Annotated in this window: 17 protein-coding genes; 11 read left to right on the forward strand and 6 right to left on the reverse strand. The window is 40.9% G+C overall.

Annotated elements, in window-relative coordinates:
- Positions 1 to 61 precede the first annotated feature (61 nt).
- The 7 genes from PHP90_RS00530 (at position 62) to PHP90_RS00560 (ending at position 6899) form a co-directional block, all read left to right on the forward strand.
- A complete protein-coding gene (locus PHP90_RS00530; RefSeq protein ID WP_299923623.1) occupies positions 62 to 286 on the forward strand; it encodes an HTH domain-containing protein in 225 nt (74 codons plus the stop codon).
- 78 nt (positions 287 to 364) lie between these two features.
- Entirely contained in the window at positions 365 to 2185 is a 1821-nt protein-coding gene (locus tag PHP90_RS00535) for an AAA family ATPase (RefSeq protein WP_299923625.1), read from the forward strand.
- On the forward strand, positions 2182 to 3273 hold the full coding sequence (locus tag PHP90_RS00540) for a hypothetical protein (protein WP_299923628.1): 1092 nt from the start codon (positions 2182 to 2184) through the stop codon (positions 3271 to 3273). The genes PHP90_RS00535 and PHP90_RS00540 overlap by 4 nt, the downstream gene beginning before the upstream one ends.
- A 10-nt stretch (positions 3274 to 3283) precedes the next feature.
- A complete protein-coding gene (gene hypE / locus PHP90_RS00545) occupies positions 3284 to 4276 on the forward strand; it encodes a hydrogenase expression/formation protein HypE (RefSeq protein WP_299923631.1) in 993 nt (330 codons plus the stop codon).
- A complete protein-coding gene (hypA, locus tag PHP90_RS00550; protein WP_299923634.1) occupies positions 4277 to 4618 on the forward strand; it encodes a hydrogenase maturation nickel metallochaperone HypA in 342 nt (113 codons plus the stop codon).
- A gap of 3 nt (positions 4619 to 4621) precedes the next feature.
- On the forward strand, positions 4622 to 5371 hold the full coding sequence (locus PHP90_RS00555) for a DUF695 domain-containing protein (RefSeq protein WP_299923637.1): 750 nt from the start codon (positions 4622 to 4624) through the stop codon (positions 5369 to 5371).
- 100 nt (positions 5372 to 5471) lie between these two features.
- Positions 5472 to 6899, forward strand: a complete 1428-nt coding sequence (locus PHP90_RS00560) for an FAD-dependent oxidoreductase (protein WP_299923640.1) — start codon at positions 5472 to 5474, stop codon at positions 6897 to 6899.
- Here the strand turns inward: PHP90_RS00560 and PHP90_RS00565 are convergent.
- The gene (locus tag PHP90_RS00565) at positions 6883 to 8088 is read right to left on the reverse strand and encodes a hypothetical protein (RefSeq protein WP_299923643.1); all 1206 of its coding nucleotides are present in this window, start codon (positions 8086 to 8088) and stop codon (positions 6883 to 6885) included. The genes PHP90_RS00560 and PHP90_RS00565 overlap by 17 nt on opposite strands.
- A gap of 75 nt (positions 8089 to 8163) precedes the next feature.
- Between PHP90_RS00565 and pepN the strand changes: the two genes are divergently transcribed.
- Positions 8164 to 10767: an aminopeptidase N gene (gene pepN / locus PHP90_RS00570; protein WP_299923645.1), complete on the forward strand. Its 2604-nt coding sequence runs from the start codon at positions 8164 to 8166 to the stop codon at positions 10765 to 10767.
- 12 nt (positions 10768 to 10779) lie between these two features.
- On the opposite strand, the gene PHP90_RS00575 is transcribed toward pepN, so the two are convergent.
- Genes PHP90_RS00575 through PHP90_RS00585 form a run of 3 tightly spaced genes read right to left on the reverse strand, consistent with a single transcriptional unit; the run spans position 10780 to position 11970 of the window.
- A complete protein-coding gene (locus PHP90_RS00575; protein WP_299923647.1) occupies positions 10780 to 11157 on the reverse strand; it encodes a hypothetical protein in 378 nt (125 codons plus the stop codon).
- Between the two features lie 3 nt (positions 11158 to 11160).
- The gene (locus PHP90_RS00580; RefSeq protein WP_299923650.1) at positions 11161 to 11586 is read right to left on the reverse strand and encodes a NifB/NifX family molybdenum-iron cluster-binding protein; all 426 of its coding nucleotides are present in this window, start codon (positions 11584 to 11586) and stop codon (positions 11161 to 11163) included.
- A gap of 9 nt (positions 11587 to 11595) precedes the next feature.
- Entirely contained in the window at positions 11596 to 11970 is a 375-nt protein-coding gene (locus PHP90_RS00585; protein WP_299923653.1) for a NifB/NifX family molybdenum-iron cluster-binding protein, read from the reverse strand.
- Between the two features lie 184 nt (positions 11971 to 12154).
- Here PHP90_RS00585 and PHP90_RS00590 point away from each other — a divergent pair, with 184 nt between their 5' ends.
- Positions 12155 to 12781: a DUF134 domain-containing protein gene (locus tag PHP90_RS00590; protein ID WP_299923656.1), complete on the forward strand. Its 627-nt coding sequence runs from the start codon at positions 12155 to 12157 to the stop codon at positions 12779 to 12781.
- A gap of 15 nt (positions 12782 to 12796) precedes the next feature.
- Here the strand turns inward: PHP90_RS00590 and PHP90_RS00595 are convergent, their stop codons facing one another.
- Positions 12797 to 13186, reverse strand: coding sequence for a c-type cytochrome (locus tag PHP90_RS00595; RefSeq protein WP_299923659.1), 390 nt, complete (start codon positions 13184 to 13186; stop codon positions 12797 to 12799).
- 119 nt (positions 13187 to 13305) lie between these two features.
- Between PHP90_RS00595 and PHP90_RS00600 the strand changes: the two genes are divergently transcribed.
- Positions 13306 to 13776 carry an ATPase P gene (locus PHP90_RS00600; protein ID WP_299923663.1) on the forward strand — a complete coding sequence of 157 codons (471 nt, stop codon included), beginning with the start codon at positions 13306 to 13308 and terminating at the stop codon, positions 13774 to 13776.
- A gap of 18 nt (positions 13777 to 13794) precedes the next feature.
- Here the strand turns inward: PHP90_RS00600 and PHP90_RS00605 are convergent, their stop codons facing one another.
- Entirely contained in the window at positions 13795 to 14964 is a 1170-nt protein-coding gene (locus tag PHP90_RS00605) for an FAD-dependent oxidoreductase (protein WP_299923667.1), read from the reverse strand.
- Positions 14965 to 15261: 297 nt separating this feature from the next.
- Here PHP90_RS00605 and PHP90_RS00610 point away from each other — a divergent pair, with 297 nt between their 5' ends.
- Positions 15262 to 16731: an FAD-dependent oxidoreductase gene (locus PHP90_RS00610; protein WP_299923670.1), complete on the forward strand. Its 1470-nt coding sequence runs from the start codon at positions 15262 to 15264 to the stop codon at positions 16729 to 16731.
- Positions 16732 to 16743: the final 12 nt, after the last annotated feature.

The raw sequence follows: 16743 nt of genomic DNA on the forward strand, positions 1-16743 counted from the left end.
TTGGAAGATACGGGAGAGAGTACGCCGTTTATAGAATTTATCCTCAAAACTGAAAAATATTTTGAGTGAAAATGTCCCAATAAATGTCTCTAAAAATCGTTTGAATGAGATCGTAAAAATGATCGAAAAAAACAAAGAGATCACATCGATACAGATAGCCGAGCGATTAAAAGTAAGTGATAAAACCATCAAAAGGGATATGGCGACTCTCAAAGAGCAGGGGAGACTGCAGAGGGTTGGTAGTTTGAAAAGTGGGTATTGGGAAGTGTTGAATGATAGTGAATAATGCTGAAAGTATCTCGTCATCCTCGGGCTTGACCCGGGGATCCATCCCAAGAATAGAAATACGAAATTAGGAATTTAGATGGAATTAGTCTATTTATGGGTCGAAGAGTATAAAAATATTTATCATCAGGGATTTAATTTTAGTCCGAAGTTTGAGTGTGAGTTTAAAGATGAATATGATGAGGATGGAAAATTAAAAGATAAGTGTGAACTGATAATCAAGCCAAAAGAAAATATCGAAAACTTTTTTGGCGAAAATATCAATGTCGCGGCAATTGTTGGAGAAAATGGGAGTGGAAAAAGTCGATTATTCGATCTTCTATGTAGGCTGAGTCTTGAATTTTTATACAACGAAAGAATTATTGTCATATTTTGGAATGAAACAATATTATCTTGTGAATTTTTCAATATTAACGATATTAACTTTATTAACAAAAGCGAGATAACATACAAAGATATATATAAGAAAGCTGATTCTACTCAATACGGGCTAAATGGTGTTAAAAGTTTATATTTTGAAAATAATTCAATTATTCATTTGACAGAATCACATATAGACCCTCTTATCCAATATAAAAATACAGCTAATTTTAATTATCTAGGAAATTACAAAACAATTAATAATAACAATATTATTTTATTGTCTGACATTTTGTTTACCTTTAATGAAAATCTTTTAATTTACAGAGCAGCATTTGAAGATATCCAAAAAGTTTTTGAGCAACTTTCTTTGAAGCTGCCTACGGTATATGTACTTTATATTCAAATTGAAGATTATGAAATTCGAGCAAATAATTTTATTCAAGCATTAAAAAAACATGGTTGTGCACCGCAGCAATGTTCTGAAATAAAACAAAAAATGGATGCAATTGAGGAAACTATAGGCTATGAGGAAAAAATATGGCTTGCTTTATTACTGAGTCAATACATTTCCTCACAAAATTTAGTTCCTATTATCAATTCTGAAAGAGCATTTATTGAGTCTTATAAACGAACACATGAAGTCGAACCATGCATTGAAGAATACTTTAATACACAAAATGAATATGATGGCTCATTTGCATTTCTGACTGAATTTGAAAACATTAAGAAATTTATTGAAAAAACAAAACAACTTGGAGATATTCATTGGTCTCAATCTCAAAAAGTATGGGCAGTCTTAGCAAATAAAATAGACGATGAATTCATTCAACTGTATAGCAAACTTACAACAAAACAAATCATAAAATTTGACATGCTTGATGAAACGACAAGTCCAATTATTTATAGTTCCGGTGAAATCACTTTTTTAAATTTATTTTTCAAGCTATATTCAATTAAAATTCATAGTTTTGACAATTTAACAAATAATGTAACTATTCTATTTGATGAAATAGAACTCTATTTACATCCAAATTGGCAAAAATTTTTATTTGGTCAACTTCTTAAAATTTTAGAATTTGTTTTTCCTCCTTTTGTAAAAATACACTTATTAATAGCTACTCATTCCCCTTTCATACTCTCTGACATACCCAAAGAAAATGTGATTTTTTTGGAAAAAGATGAGGCTACTGGAAATTGTATAAATGTAACTACAGAAACAAAAATTGACACTTTCGGCGCAAACATCCACACCCTCCTTTCTCACGGTTTTTTTATGAAAGATGGTTTGATGGGAGAGTTTGCGAAAGGAAAAATCACAGAAATTTTAAATTTTCTCAATGATAAAGAAGCATTAAAAACTATACAAGAAAATCAAATAAAACCTATTATAGAGTCTATCGGTGAAGATTTTTTAAGAAATAAGCTTTTAAATTTATATCGTAAAAAACTTTCTGAAGATGAAAAAGAAAAAGAAAAGCAAAGTTTGAAAGATAAAATTGATGAGCTAATAAGACAATATGATGAGTTAAGCAAATGATTGAAATTACAAAGAATTTGTCTTTACAGAAAATTCATATAGATTTTTTAAAACCCAAACTTGAAGACAGAATCGACACTATAATAATAGGTGGGAAAATTACTAAAAACAACAATGATATACATTTAAATGATCATATAAAATCTTGTTTGCTTTGTATAAAAAATAATTTAGAAATCATTCTTGGAGCAAATCCCGATGAACTGAAAAAAATCATAAAATTTTTTCAATTTAAATACCCTTGTGTTGCAAAAAAACATGAAGATAAAAAGAATCAACCTCCTATTTATACAATAGTTTATAATATTTTTGTAGATAATGGATATGACGATTATTTATCAAAAGTAGAAGTTGAGAAGCAAAAAGATAAGAATAAATTCAAAGAAGAAAAAGAATATCACGCTTATAAATTAGTTGAAAATTTAGGAATTAAAACTTGTCCTTATTGCAATAGAAGTTATATTTCATTTGTAAATGAAAAAAAAGATGAAGAGAACCAAAAAACAAAGAAAAAAACTCGTCCACAACTTGATCACTTTTATCCCAAGGCAATTTATCCATTCTTAGCTTGTAGTTTTTACAATCTCATTCCAAGTTGTAGTGCTTGTAATCATATGAAAAGTGATGATGATAGTTACGAAGATGAAAAAACTGGAGATTTGGTGCATCCTTATGATGTAAAAAATAGTGATTTTACATTCTCATATACTTTAAATAATCTTGATATTTTAAATATTATCGATAAAAAAAATATCAAATTAGAAGATGAGAAAAATATTACAATCACTCTCGATAGAAAATATGAAAAAAATAATGAATATTTCCAACTGGAGACTATTTATCAAAATCATAAAGATATAGTCATTGAACTCATTTTGAAAGAGATTAATTATCCGAAGAGTTATATTAATGAATTAATTAGTAATGGGTTTGCTACTGAAGAAGAAATTTATCGCTTTATCTTTTCAAATTATTTAGATGTTAATGATTTACATAAAAGACCACTTAGCAAACTTACTAAAGATATCGTCAGTGAATTGGGAATCCTATATAAAATTGAGTTAGCAGTAAAAGAAAAAATTGTTTAAAAGGAATGAAATGACCAAAACCATAACCCTCGCCCAAGGCAACGGCGGCGAAGAGAACAATGAACTGATCAAAAAGGTGTTTTACAAAGCCTTTAAAAACGAGATATTAGAGCGGAGCGAAGATGCGGCGGTGATCGGGAATCTGGCGATGACGACCGACAGCTTTACGGTGAGTCCGCTGTTTTTTGCGGGAGCGGATATCGGCAAGCTCGCCGTGTGCGGAACGTGCAACGACCTCGCCATGATGGGGGCGCAGCCGAAGTATTTGACGTGCAGCGTCATTATCGAAGAGGGGTTTGAAGTCGAGTCGCTGGAGCGGATCGTTGAGAGCATGAGAGCGGAATTGGCGATCAACGGTGCGGTCGTGGTCAGCGGCGATACCAAGGTAGTGCCGAAGGGGAGCGTGGACAAGATTTTCATCAACACGACGGGTCTGGGCGAGATCGTCCAAGCGGGGATCAGCTCGAACAACGTGAGCGAAGAGGATGTCATCCTCATCAACCGCGACATCGGATGCCACGGGGCGACGATTTTCGCCGCGCGTGAGGGGATTGAAATGAGCAGTACGTTACGCTCCGACTGTAACTCATTGTACCCGCAGGTCAAAGCGCTTTTGGATGCGGGGGTGAAGATCACGGCGATGCGTGATGCGACGCGCGGAGGGGTCGCTGCGGTGCTCAACGAATGGGCGCGCCAATCGAACGTCTGTATCGAGATCGACGAAGAAAAACTCCCTATAAGCGATGAGGTTATGGGGATCTGCGAGATGCTGGGCTTTGAAGCTACTGCTCTGGCGAATGAGGGGACGTTTGTACTGGCGATCAAAAAAGAGGACGCTCAAAAGGCCATAGAGATACTCAAGAGTTTCGAGGTGTGCGCTATGGCTTCAGCGGTAGGCGAAGTGACCCAAAAGTACCCGAAAAAAGTGATCTTGAAAAGTCCGTGGGGGACGTCTCGGTTTTTAGAGACCCCTAACGGCGAACTGCTTCCGAGGATCTGTTAGATGCATGAATATTCGATAGTACAAGCATTACTAACGCAGTGTGAAGATATAGCGCGTGAAAATGAAGCGGAGTCGGTCACGAAGATCATTGTCAAGATCGGTAAAATGTCTGGAGTGGAACCGCATCTGCTCGAAATCGCATTCAATACCTTTAAAGAGAAAACGGTATGTGACGGTGCCGATTTTGTGTTGAACGTACAGCCTCTGGTGATCGAGTGCAAAGAGTGCGGGGTACAGACAACCTTGGATGAGATTTTTTATAAATGTCCCGCGTGTGAAAGTTTGGATGTCAAAGTGATCGACGGCGAAGATATGTATTTAATGACGTTGGAAATGGAGTAGGGTATGCAGGAATATTGGGAATTATATATGAAAACAATCGATGGCAATATTGCCTCGGTTTTAGTCAATGCCGGAATTTCAGCCGAGCTGCCAAGTGAGGATAAATATTATGTCGGATTTATCAAAATGGCCATGAAAGCTCCAAATGAGAGAGGTCTCGTTTCCGAGAACGAAGAGGTACAGCTCAATTTCATCGAAGATAAAATCGAGATGGAATCACTCCGATACCGTATCGGTAATTACGTCGGCAAGATCGTTTCCAACGGTGAAATTACTTTTATCTACTATCTTAAACATGATTTTGAATGGCCGGATGTTGTAGCGGCGGCGATGAATGATTTTGAAGGGTATCAATATGAATTCGGTTCAAAAATGGATTCGGATTGGGAGGTATACAATAAACTTCTTTTCCCGACACCGATCGAGTGGCAGATTATTCACAATCATAAAGTATGCGACAATTTAAAAGCCAACGGCGATTCGCTGCATTTGCCGAGAGCAATCGAGCACAAGGCTTATTTTGAAACGGTAGAGCAGAGAGCTGCTTTTGTGGAACGGATCGAATCCGAAGCATTCAAGGTCAAAGACCTGATGGATGCGAACGAAAACACTCCGATGCTTGGACTCAGTTTTTACCGTCAGGATAAACCATTTTATTACGATATTGATACATTGACATTGCATTTGATTGAGATAACATACCAATGTGAAGGTCAATATGACGGTTGGGAAACCAGTGTCGTAAAAATATAGTAATAAATCACTGAAAGTACATTCACTTTTAAGATACTTTAATCTATTCACGGTGATAATAGAGATAGAAATGTATAGATTACTGGAAAAGGAGTTTAAAATGAATTACGATGAGATATTTAAAAAAGTAAAAGAGAATGAAGGGCTTTCACGGCGTAGTGCGCTGAAAATGATGGCACTATCACCGGTAGCTGCATCCGTCTTGGCAAGTGCAGGTGCTCCGGCAACCGCCAATGCTTCTTCGGATGCTACAGGGCGTGTAGTGATCGTGGGAGGGGGTTCCGGTGCATTAATGGCACTCTCACGCTTACGCAGAGCTCTTTCCAAACCCGATATTACCATTATCGCTCCTAACGAAAAACATGTTTATCAGCCGGGTCAAATTTTTGTCGCTGCAGGTGAATACGATCCTGAAGATATTATTTTCGATAACACCGGCTATATTGGTGACGAAGTCAAATGGATTAAAGATGAAGTTGCAACGTTTGATCCCGACAATAACAAACTCTCAACCAAAAATGGAACGGTAGTCGAGTATGATTACCTCGTTGTTGCGGCAGGTGTGCAATATCATTATGAGCAAATCGAAGGTCTCACTGTTGATATGCTTGGAAAAAATAATATTTCAAGTGTCTATTTGAACGATTTGGCGGCAGGAACGGCAGAGGGCGGAACAATCACACGTGATTGGTTCAAAGCTTTGCATGAAGCGGCTAAAACCTCTAAACCGCGTGTTATCTGTACCCAACCGTCCACTCCGCTCAAATGCGGCGGTGCACCGCAAAAAATCCTCTATCTCAGTGATGATTTCCTCAAACGGGACAAATTGACTGCAGAATTTACGTTTGCAACAGCAGGTGAAAAACTGTTTGGTCTTCCTGAAATCGATGCGGCATTGCATAAAGTTCAAGACGGATACGGCAATATTACCAATAAATTCGCTCATGAACTTATCCGTATCGATGCAGAGAAAAAAATAGCGACTTTCCATCACAAATATCAAGTCCAAGGCGAATTTGATAAAGACCTTAACGAATACGACATGATTGATAAAGAAGAAGATGTCGATATGGAATACGACTTTATCCATATCGTTCCTCCGACGTCTGCGGTGGAAGCGGTTGCCAACTCTTTGCTGGGATGGCAAAAAGGGACAGCGAAAGGGTGGCTTGAAGTCGATCGTGAGACGCTTCAGCACCGCCGCTATAAAAATGTCTTCGGTATCGGAGATGTGTGCGGTATTCCGATCGGTAAGACGGGGGGAAGTGCACGACATCAAGGCCCTATTATGGTAGGGAATCTGATTTCGGTCATGGAGAAAAAAGAGCCGACGTTGAAATTTGACGGCTATACTGTTTGTCCATTAAAAGTCTCTTATGGAGAGATCATCATGGCAGAATTCAATTATGACGGGTTGGCTCCATCTTTCCCTCTCGATCCGGCGAAACCTCGCTGGATATGGTGGGCATTTGATTTGTATATGCTTCAGCCGATGTATCGCTATTTGATGCTCAACGGATTGATGTAATCGATATCTCCTCGGGAGTGATCCCGTAGGACTTGAGCAACAGTGATGCACTGTTCACATCGCCCTTTTCCAGTTTGAGAGAAGCGGCGTAAATTCTCCCTAAAACCCCCGTATGCGCTATCAATGCGTCTTCAATCTCTTGGTTTGGATGAAGCGTTTGGAGGAGACTCTCCATCGGAACATTCATCAATCCTTCCAATAACGAAAGCATCGCTATAAGCTGAATTTGTTCTAACTGTAGTTCAGTCGGATATGGAGTGCATTTTTCCAAGAGTGAGACCATTCGGTCGATTCGGTTTTGGGCGAAAACGGCGTGAGAATTTTTCTCATCGATCGCCCGGGTTCCGGATTTGGAATAGATGATCAACAACAGCCATTGCATCAGTGCACTTTTGCCGAAACGTTCGATGATCTCCCGAATGGAAATGGCACCCTCAATGTATTCCGGATGTGCCGAACGGAGGAATTGGAAAAGCTGCAGTGCGAGGATACCCTGATACTTAAATGAATCACATATCTCTTCCATCGGGGCATCGTCTTGGAGCAGTGTGAAGAGCTCCATAACATCCATGTATTGAGGATCGATTCGGCGTCCGGTGATGAGGTGAGCATGGGCAAAATAAAAACCTTGAAAATACTCGAATCCGAGTGCTTCATATGCTTCCGCCATTTCGTAAAACTCGACTTTTTGAGCGATGAGCTTCATTTTTCCATAGGGGTTCGGTGCATGGTTGAATTGTTCGATATCCGTTTGTGTCACATCAAATTTAGCAAATTCCATATAAGGGAAGAGGGGCATGAACGCTTCGAGGTAATGTGGATTAAAAGATGCATTATCCAAAGCAAACCGATACCCAAGTGAGTGAAAATGGCGTAAGGCTTCATGAATACGGGCTGTAATTTTGGTCGATTCCGAGAGCTCAAAGACAAATTTTTCTTTGGGTAAGGTGCGTAGGATATCGGTGAGCAGCAGAGGACCATCTGTATTAATAAAGGCCAGCGTCTCTCCAAATGCTGAACTAGAGCCGATTTGGTTGAGGAGATTGACCAAAACCGATGCGGTTGCATGTCTCGGATCATCGATGACACATTCTCCATAATTGTCACGATAAAAGAATTCATAGCCGATAATGTTCTCGGATCGGTCTAAAATCGGTTGTCGTGCAAGGTTTAGATTATTGTGCATCATTGTGACTTTATATTTTAATGTCTTAAGTGTACCGTAATTTGAGTATTATTTCAAAAAACAATAGATGGATTAAGCATGCAAGATCATAAAACGATTTATTTTAAAGATTATCTACCCAGTTCATATACAGTTGAAACCTGTTCGCTTGAATTTATTATCGAAAACAGCTCGACTCGGGTTGAAAACATTATGGAAATCAAGCGATGCGATCCTAATGCGAAAGAGTTGAGACTCGATGGTGAGATGCTCGATCTGGAACTCATCTGGGTGGATGATGTTCTCTATTCCGAAGAGATGTATACCAAAACCGAAGAGGCATTGATCCTTCCTCTCGACTGCGATAGTGCCCGTATCCGGATCATCAACCGTATCTATCCGGATCAAAACACCGCATTAGAGGGATTGTACCGTTCCGGCGGTATTTGGTGCACCCAAAACGAACCGGAAGGGTTTCGTCGTATCACCTATTTTATCGACCGTCCCGACGTAATGGCGAAATTCACCACGAAAATCATTGCCAATAAAGAAACGTGTCCCGTTTTACTCAGTAACGGAAATCTGCGCGGAACGGCAACGTTGGAGAATGGTAAGCATATGGCTCTTTGGGAAGATCCGATCCCGAAACCGTGTTATCTGTTTGCTCTAGTCGCTGGAGATTTGGAAAGTATCCATGATACGTTTACGACGATGAGCGGTAAAAAGATCGATTTGGCGATCTATTGCGATCTGGGCAATGAAAATAAATGCCATCATGCGATGCGCAGTTTGAAAAAATCGATGGAGTGGGATGAAGTTACCTACGGATGTGAATACGATTTAGAAGTCTATAACATCGTTGCAGTGGATAGTTTCAATATGGGAGCGATGGAGAACAAAGGGCTCAATATTTTTAACTCTCATTATGTCCTGGCCGATGAAGAGACGGCAACCGACACCGATTTTATGGGGATCGAGAGTGTCATTGCCCATGAGTATTTTCATAACTGGACCGGAAACCGTATTACCTGCCGTAACTGGTTTGAATTGACACTCAAAGAGGGGCTAACCGTATTCAGAGATCAATCCTTCAGTGCTGATATGAACTCAGAGCTGACTCAACGTCTGGATGATGTAAGGGCATTGCGCGAACGTCAATTTGTCGAAGATGCCGGCCCGACCGCCCATCCGATCAAGCCGGATCATTATATGGAGATCAATAACTTCTATACCGCAACCGTTTATGAAAAAGGTGCGGAAGTAATTCGGATGATGTATACGCTTTTGGGACGTGAGCGGTTTCGGACGGCAATGGATCGATATTTTGAGAATTTTGACGGCCAAGCGGTAGGAACGGAAGATTTCCTATGGGCAATGGAGACGCAAAGTCCTGTTGATTTGACCCAGTTTAAACGATGGTATTCCCAAGAACGAACACCTACTCTCAAGATTTCAACCGAATACCTTCCGGATTCGTCTGAACTGGTGATGAAAATCATCCAGAATATCCCGAAAAATACTAAAAATCACGAACAGCTTCCGTATGCAATGCCGTTTAAAATGGCGCTTTTAGCCCCTGATGGGAGCGAATACCCACTGGTCAGCGATGATATTACCCTCTTGCATGAGGATGTTCTATGGATAGAAAACCAAATTCATGAGATTCGTTTCAAAGAGATTCCAAAACCGCCTCGTCTCTCTTTAAACCGCGGATTCAGTGCACCGGTGATCATTGAGTGCGATACAATCGATTACCCGTTTTTGATGGCAAATGAGCGTGACGGATTTGTCCGTTTCGAAGCGGCACACCGTTTCGGTATTGAAACATTGGAATCCATGATAGCGGGCGATACGGTCAATGAACACTATATCGAGAGTTATGGTGCATTACTGCGTGACGTGACGATTGATCCGATGTTTAAATCCCAAATATTAGAGCTTCCGACCATCACGACTATGATGCAGCGTCAGGAAATTATCGACGTAGCGGCAATCGTGAAGGCGCAAGAGGAGTTGAAACAGGTAATTGCCAGACGTTATTTCTCCGAATTGCAAAATATGATTGAAGCGTTATTTGATCCTTCCAATACTTTGATCGATGGTGAAAGTATGGGAAAACGTGCCCTCAAAAATCGATTGCTGGCTCTTGTAATGAGTTTGGATGAGGAATCGATCCGAAACCTGTGTATACGCCAATATCGTGAGTCGCTCTCTATGAGTGATCGTTTAAGCGCCCTGGATCTACTGGAAAACTATGCTCCAAATGATGTTGGCGAAGCGTTAAATGATTTTTATACCCGTTATAAAGACCAAACGCTGGTCATGAACAAATACTTCGGTGTTTGTGCCTCATCTCGTCGGGATGGGACACTTGGACGCGTTCAGGCATTGCAAAACGATCCGGTATATGATCCAAAAGTACCTAATCTTGTTCGTGCGTTGATCGGTTCGTTTGCCCGAAATCCGGTCGCTTTTTATGATGAGAGCGGAGAAGGGTTTAAATTTGTAGCGGACAAAGTGATCGAAATTGATGCCTTGAATCCGCAAATCGCATCCGGGCTTGCAGGGGCATTTAAAAATTACGGGAAACTCTCCGTACTGCAAAAAGTACAGATGCAGAGGGAATTAGAGCGGATTAAAAATCATCCGGATCTTTCGAATAATGTATTTGAGATTATTACAAAGATTTTAGAAGCAGAGTAAACGCAACAATGTTCACCATTTCAACTGCTGGATAAGGTGATCGTAAACCTGCCGGATTTTGTCGCCGTCGGGTTCCCCTTTATAGTCCATTTGTGCGCGTGCAATTTGGGTATTGTTCTCTTTGATTGTGATACGGATATATCCGTCAAAATCAGATCCTAATGATCTGCTTTGCGCATTGGTACAGTGTGCACTGTGAATGTATACTATCACCGATACACGGGCATTCGGATCATTTGTACTTTTCAGCGTACCGCTTAAATCTTCGATGCGGAGTGCGGATGGAGGATGACCGACAAAATGCCGATCATTAATCTCTGTAAAAATCTCCCGTTCCAAACACCCGCTTAACGCGAGTGCACAGAAAAAGAAAAAGAGGTTTTTTCTCATACGTTACGCATGTGAGTGTTGGCCGCAGCAATTGTGGCCATGGGAGTGGGAATGTCCGTGAGTTTCTCCGTGATGGTCATGTTCCCCCAAAAGGGAATCAAAGTTGTTCGAAGTTACTTCTATGAGCTCATTGGCATAGAAAAGCTTTAGGGCATTGCTTATCGTTAATCGCTCTTCTCCTGCAAAATAGACTTTGATGCCATAACTTTTCAAGAGGGCGAACGGATTCAATCCCAAATGGGATGTGATCAATACATCAACGTTATTGGCAACGAGGGTACGGGCGACGTCACGTCCTCCGAGCTGGTCCATTTTGACAACATCGATCTGTGTTGTATCGGTTGCAAAAGCAAAAAATTTGGCGTTCCCGAAAAGGGGAGCGAGTGCAGCATCGAGGGACGATGTTTTAATCGGCATAGCGATAATCATAATAAATCCTTAATGGTGTGAGCAGCTCATATCAGGCTGCATGAGGGTTAGCTGATTGGCTAAAAAAGCGTTCAGCGATTGTTCGACACTCACGGAGATATTGTCGTGATATACCGCTAACCCTTTTTGTGCAAATCCTTGCAACGGGGAACCGCCTATTCCTGATACGATCAGGGCATCGGCTCCGAGAATACAGATATTTTCGACGGCACCGCCGCATCCGCTGCTTTTGTGCCCTTCGTTTTTAACGACAAGAACATCTACGGTTTTGCCTTCGGGATTCAGTTCAACAACGGTATAAAAGTTGGCTCTGCCGAAATGGGCATCCCGTTTTGAAAGAAGCCCTTGGTGTTCATTGGTAGGAAAGACTATTTTTCTATTCATAGTGAAACTCCTTATGTAAAATATCTAGAAACAATTTAACATATGTAAAATTAAAAGGATATTAATGGTAGCTTATAAAGAGTATAAGTTCTATTGTATTGATGTTTATCCCCTATTTAAAGGCTTCAGAAACTGTTTGGGTTAAAATGACTATAATTAACATATGTAAACATTAGGAAATACGATGAAGACCGGTAAAAAACGCAATATTACCTTTAAACCTACGTGCTTTTCATTCGGCCCTTTAACGCAAGCTCCAAAAGAGATGATACAGTTACGAGATGATGAACTCGAAGCGCTTTATCTCGCCGATTTCAAAGCGCTCTATCATGAAGAGTGTGCACACTCATTAGGGGTTTCGCGTCCGACATTTGCCAAGCTTATCAAACAGGCCCGCAAAAAAATGGTGGAGATGATAATGTTCGGAAAAGGGATCGAGCTTATACGAGAACCTCATAGTTTTACCCTTGTATTTCCCAGCGATGACCGTATCTCCGTCCACCCTTATTTTTTGATCGCAAAATACTTTGCATTTGCCAAAGTGGAAGATGGGGTTATCGGCTCAATTACCTATAAAGAGAATCCCATTTATAAAGAGCTTTTCCAAACCAAAAAAGAGATTGTCAATGACGAGAGTGCCAAAGGATTGGCGGCAGGACGGATCATTCCACCCCTTTTAGAAGACGCAAACATTTTAGTTGCGCGAACATTGGGCGATGGAATACGTCGCAATATAGAAGGGATGGGGATAAGCATTGCACTAACCGCAACCAGCGATCTTGATGCGGTGGTTGCAGAGCTGATAGACTGAAAAAAGTATTGGAATTTATTTCCCATACCCATAATTGTCATAAAGATACTCGGCTATAGCGGTTGATTCCTCTTTTGTTAGGGACCCTTTTTGTGAGGGCATAAGACCGAAACGTTCGATTGACTGTTTCATACAAAGTGCTTTGGCCTGTGTCGGATCGAAGATATAATCATTGATAAAACTTACCGCTTCAGTTTTGGTGGTTTTAGCATTTTTGACATGGGTCATAACTCCCATAATCGGAGGTGCAATCAAGTTTTTCATCTCTTCGTAGGCCGGTCTTTGTTTGACATGACAAGCGGCACATTTTTCCTCGAATAAGGTTGAGCCTTTTTCTTGTGCCATTGATATTACAGCTCCCAATGAAATGACGAGAAGACTTAAAGTGAGCGGATGCAGTTTCATAACAGAACCTCCATATGAATCTATAGGATTCATTCTAATACAGTTTAAATTAGCTTATTATTAATATAATGATAGGTAAATCAAAAAATTGATAAATCTAAAAAGAAGAGAGTAGATAAATGGTGAGAATTGAAGTTCCGGGAATGGAAAGGTTAGAGATTGAGCATTTGGTATTGGATTATAACGGGACAATAGCGATTAACGGGATACTCATCGAGGGAGTTATGGAGCGATTGGGGAAACTTTCGGTCTTACTGGATATTCATGTTATAACAGCCGATACGTACGGCTCCGTTCACGAGCAATGTCATGGACATAATATTTCAGTCCATGTGATCGGAAAATATCATCAAGATCGGGAAAAACTGACTTTTCTCGAATCACTCAAACCCGAGCACTGTGTCGCGATCGGAAACGGGAAAAATGATCTGCTTATCCTCTCACATGCGGCATTGGGATTTGCGGTGATTCAAGAAGAGGGGATAAGTACAAAAACACTTTTGGCTTCGGATGTTGTGTTTCAATCGATCAATGATGCCCTTGAAGCACTGCTAAATCCTAACCGGCTGATAGCAACCCTTAGAAATTAATAGTTATTTTATATTTTTTTACATCCCAGGGATACGGGGGATATAGCCCATTTTGGACATTTTATAGTACCAGCCCCAAGCGATTTTCATCCAATGTCCGATGATCGGCATCGGAATCAAAGTTGCTTTTTTATCATCGCGGTAAACGAATCCCGCGCCGTTTCCCATATCCATCACACAGAGGATGTTGAGATGGTCTTTGTATCCTTTTTTCTCGCCTGATTTGAATCCCCAAGCAATAGCACTGTTGTGCGCTGCATTTCGAGCCATCACTTCGGCGATATGTCCTTGTTTTGCTTTCCAGTCCGGGCCCTCTAACGCACTCGCATCACCAATGGCGTACCATCCTTTGACCCCTACGATTTCACAAAAATCATCTATACGGATAAATCCGGCATTGTTAAGCGGCAAATCGCTCTCTTTGATAAACACCGATCCATCTCCTGCAGGGATAAACATCGTCAAATCGCTTTCAAGAATACTTTCGTCTTCAAAGACGACTCCATTTTCTTCAAAACGGGCAATTTTTTTACCATAGCGTGAACCGAATCGATTTTGTTTGAACATCATTTCCATCATTGAGAGGGCTTTTTTCCCCATTCTTGCCCCGGGCTCCGGCATCGGAGCGAAAAAGGTCATTTCGTAATTGTCGCGGATACCGAGCTTTTTAAGTTGGTGGTGGAGATTGAAAAAGAGCTCAAATCCCGGTCCGCCGCGTACGCCGCTAGGGTCATTGGGATTACCTCCGAAACCGAATGCGATTTTTCCGCTTCCTTTTTTTATTAAAGCGTCGATCTTCTCTTTAAGTTGTACGGATTGTTCGGGCGCACCGCAGATAGAGAGCGTATGCTCGATTCCGGCGTGTTTCATCTTGCTTGCACCTGTCGCTATTACGAGGTGATCGGTTGTCCGTTTACCCCCTTTTTCGAGGGTGATTGTTCTTTGTCTCGCGCTAATGGATGTCACTCGATCGATGCTCAACGTAAAGCCGTGTCGTGCAGCGAGTTTCTCTAAAGGAAAGGCAACATTGTCGAATGTAGTCGTTCCTACCGGAATCCAAATCGCAATAGGGTAAATGAATACATAGGGACGATCGCTGATGAGTTCAACATCAAATCCCTCTTTTCGGTAATAGATCGCCGCTTCGACTCCGGCGATTCCACCACCGATGATAAGAACATTTTGCATTGTTATACCTTGTTGTATTTCGATATACAAATAATAATTATAGCTTTTAACTATCAGTAAGAATTATAATAGCAATGACGGTAAAAGTCAATACAAGAAACAGATTTATACGTCACTATGGGGGTTTGAGAGAATAAATATAAAGGCTTTTTTCCAAACAGATTGGGAAAAAATGTAACATTGGCTGCTTGTAATTTTTTTTTAGTATAAAATGCAAGGCTTATTTTAAGGATGTGATATAAATGTGATGGATTGGGGTTATAATCACTTTTTATGGAATTCATCTAAGGAGAAGATATGGCGAGATTAGTTGTCCTCGGCGGCGGAGTCGCCGGACATACTGCAGCGACATTTGCGGCAGATTGGCTCGGAAAAGAACACGAAGTAGTAGTAGTTACCCCTAACTCAAAATGGAACTGGATCCCTTCCAATATTTGGGTAGGTGTCGGTGGAATGACAAAAGAGGACGTAACCTTTGATCTTGCTCCTGTTTATGAAAAAGCAGGGATCACGTACAAGCAAGCAAAAGCGGTCAGCATCAATCCTGAGGGGAATGGCTCAACGGATAAATCTTTTGTAACGATTGAATTTACAGGACAAGGCAAAGCGGGTCAAAGCGAAGAGATTACGTTTGATTATCTTATCAATGCTACCGGACCGAAACTTAACTTCGGTGCGACTCCGGGCTTGGGTGAAGGGTCAAACTTAGGTGAATTCACTGTTTCTGTATGTACAGCGGATCACGCGGATCATGCAGCGCATGAACTTAAAAAAGTTATGGATAAAATGCGCAAAGGCGAACGCCAAAAAATCCTAGTTGGTACAGGACACGGTATGTGTACGTGCCAAGGTGCGGCATTCGAGTATATTTTCAATATTGAACACGAAATCCGTAAAGCAGGTCTCCGTGATATGGCCGATATCCAATGGATCTCGAATGAGTCATTCATGGGTGACTTCGGTATGGGCGGACTTCACATGAAAGTGGGCGGTTACGTTGTAAGCTCACGTATCTTTACCGAGTCTTTGTTTGCTGAGCGCGGTGTTAACTACATCACAGGTGCACATGTCAACAAAGTAGAAAAAGGGAAAGTAACGTATGAACTTCTTGACGGTTCTATCGGAGAAGAAACATTTGATTTCTCAATGTTGATTCCACCGTTCGCCGGTGTCGGTCTTAAAGCATACAACAAAGCAGGTGAAGATATTACCGATACGGTATTTGCACCAAACGGCTTTATGAAAGTTGATGCTAACTATACACCGAAACCGTACGAAGAGTGGAAAGCGTCTGACTGGCCTCGTACATACCAAAATCCGACCTATAAAAATCTATTTGCTGCAGGGATTGCATTCGCACCTCCGCACATCATCTCTAAACCGATGAAATCTCCTAACGGTACAATGATCAATCCAACTCCTCCGCGTACGGGTATGCCAAGCGGAATCATGGGTAAAGCGGTTGCACACAGTGTTTGCGATTTGATCAAACACGGCCCAAGTGCACACTTGCACGAAGCTTCTATGGCAGAAATGGGTGCGGCGTGTGTTGCATCAGCCGGTAAAGGATGGTTAGACGGTCAAGCAGCAGCTATGACGGTTTATCCGGTTGTACCTGACTTTGATAAATACCCTGGAACAGGCCGTGATACCGATTATACTTTCGGGGAAATCGGACTTGCGGGTCACTGGATCAAACACATCTTGCATTATTTGTTTATCTATAAAGCAAAACTCAAACCGTTCTGGAAAGTAATTCCGGAATAAGCATTAAGTCAA

Origin of the sequence: Sulfuricurvum sp., from assembly GCF_028712165.1 — a bacterium.
Taxonomy (GTDB): Bacteria; Campylobacterota; Campylobacteria; order Campylobacterales; family Sulfurimonadaceae; genus Sulfuricurvum.

What these genes read in the sequence shown, in the direction of transcription:
- PHP90_RS00535 (WP_299923625.1), top strand. Translation starts at nt 365, where the DNA reads ATGGAATTAGTCTATTTATGGGTCGAAGAGTATAAAAATATTTATCAT.
- PHP90_RS00540 (WP_299923628.1), top strand. Translation starts at nt 2,182, where the DNA reads ATGATTGAAATTACAAAGAATTTGTCTTTACAGAAAATTCATATAGAT.
- hypE (WP_299923631.1), top strand. Translation starts at nt 3,284, where the DNA reads ATGACCAAAACCATAACCCTCGCCCAAGGCAACGGCGGCGAAGAGAAC.
- hypA (WP_299923634.1), top strand. Translation starts at nt 4,277, where the DNA reads ATGCATGAATATTCGATAGTACAAGCATTACTAACGCAGTGTGAAGAT.
- PHP90_RS00555 (WP_299923637.1), top strand. Translation starts at nt 4,622, where the DNA reads ATGCAGGAATATTGGGAATTATATATGAAAACAATCGATGGCAATATT.
- PHP90_RS00560 (WP_299923640.1), top strand. Translation starts at nt 5,472, where the DNA reads ATGAATTACGATGAGATATTTAAAAAAGTAAAAGAGAATGAAGGGCTT.
- PHP90_RS00565 (WP_299923643.1), bottom strand. Translation starts at nt 8,088, where the DNA reads ATGATGCACAATAATCTAAACCTTGCACGACAACCGATTTTAGACCGA.
- pepN (WP_299923645.1), top strand. Translation starts at nt 8,164, where the DNA reads ATGCAAGATCATAAAACGATTTATTTTAAAGATTATCTACCCAGTTCA.
- PHP90_RS00575 (WP_299923647.1), bottom strand. Translation starts at nt 11,157, where the DNA reads ATGAGAAAAAACCTCTTTTTCTTTTTCTGTGCACTCGCGTTAAGCGGG.
- PHP90_RS00580 (WP_299923650.1), bottom strand. Translation starts at nt 11,586, where the DNA reads ATGATTATCGCTATGCCGATTAAAACATCGTCCCTCGATGCTGCACTC.
- PHP90_RS00585 (WP_299923653.1), bottom strand. Translation starts at nt 11,970, where the DNA reads ATGAATAGAAAAATAGTCTTTCCTACCAATGAACACCAAGGGCTTCTT.
- PHP90_RS00590 (WP_299923656.1), top strand. Translation starts at nt 12,155, where the DNA reads ATGAAGACCGGTAAAAAACGCAATATTACCTTTAAACCTACGTGCTTT.
- PHP90_RS00595 (WP_299923659.1), bottom strand. Translation starts at nt 13,186, where the DNA reads ATGAAACTGCATCCGCTCACTTTAAGTCTTCTCGTCATTTCATTGGGA.
- PHP90_RS00600 (WP_299923663.1), top strand. Translation starts at nt 13,306, where the DNA reads ATGGTGAGAATTGAAGTTCCGGGAATGGAAAGGTTAGAGATTGAGCAT.
- PHP90_RS00605 (WP_299923667.1), bottom strand. Translation starts at nt 14,964, where the DNA reads ATGCAAAATGTTCTTATCATCGGTGGTGGAATCGCCGGAGTCGAAGCG.
- PHP90_RS00610 (WP_299923670.1), top strand. Translation starts at nt 15,262, where the DNA reads ATGGCGAGATTAGTTGTCCTCGGCGGCGGAGTCGCCGGACATACTGCA.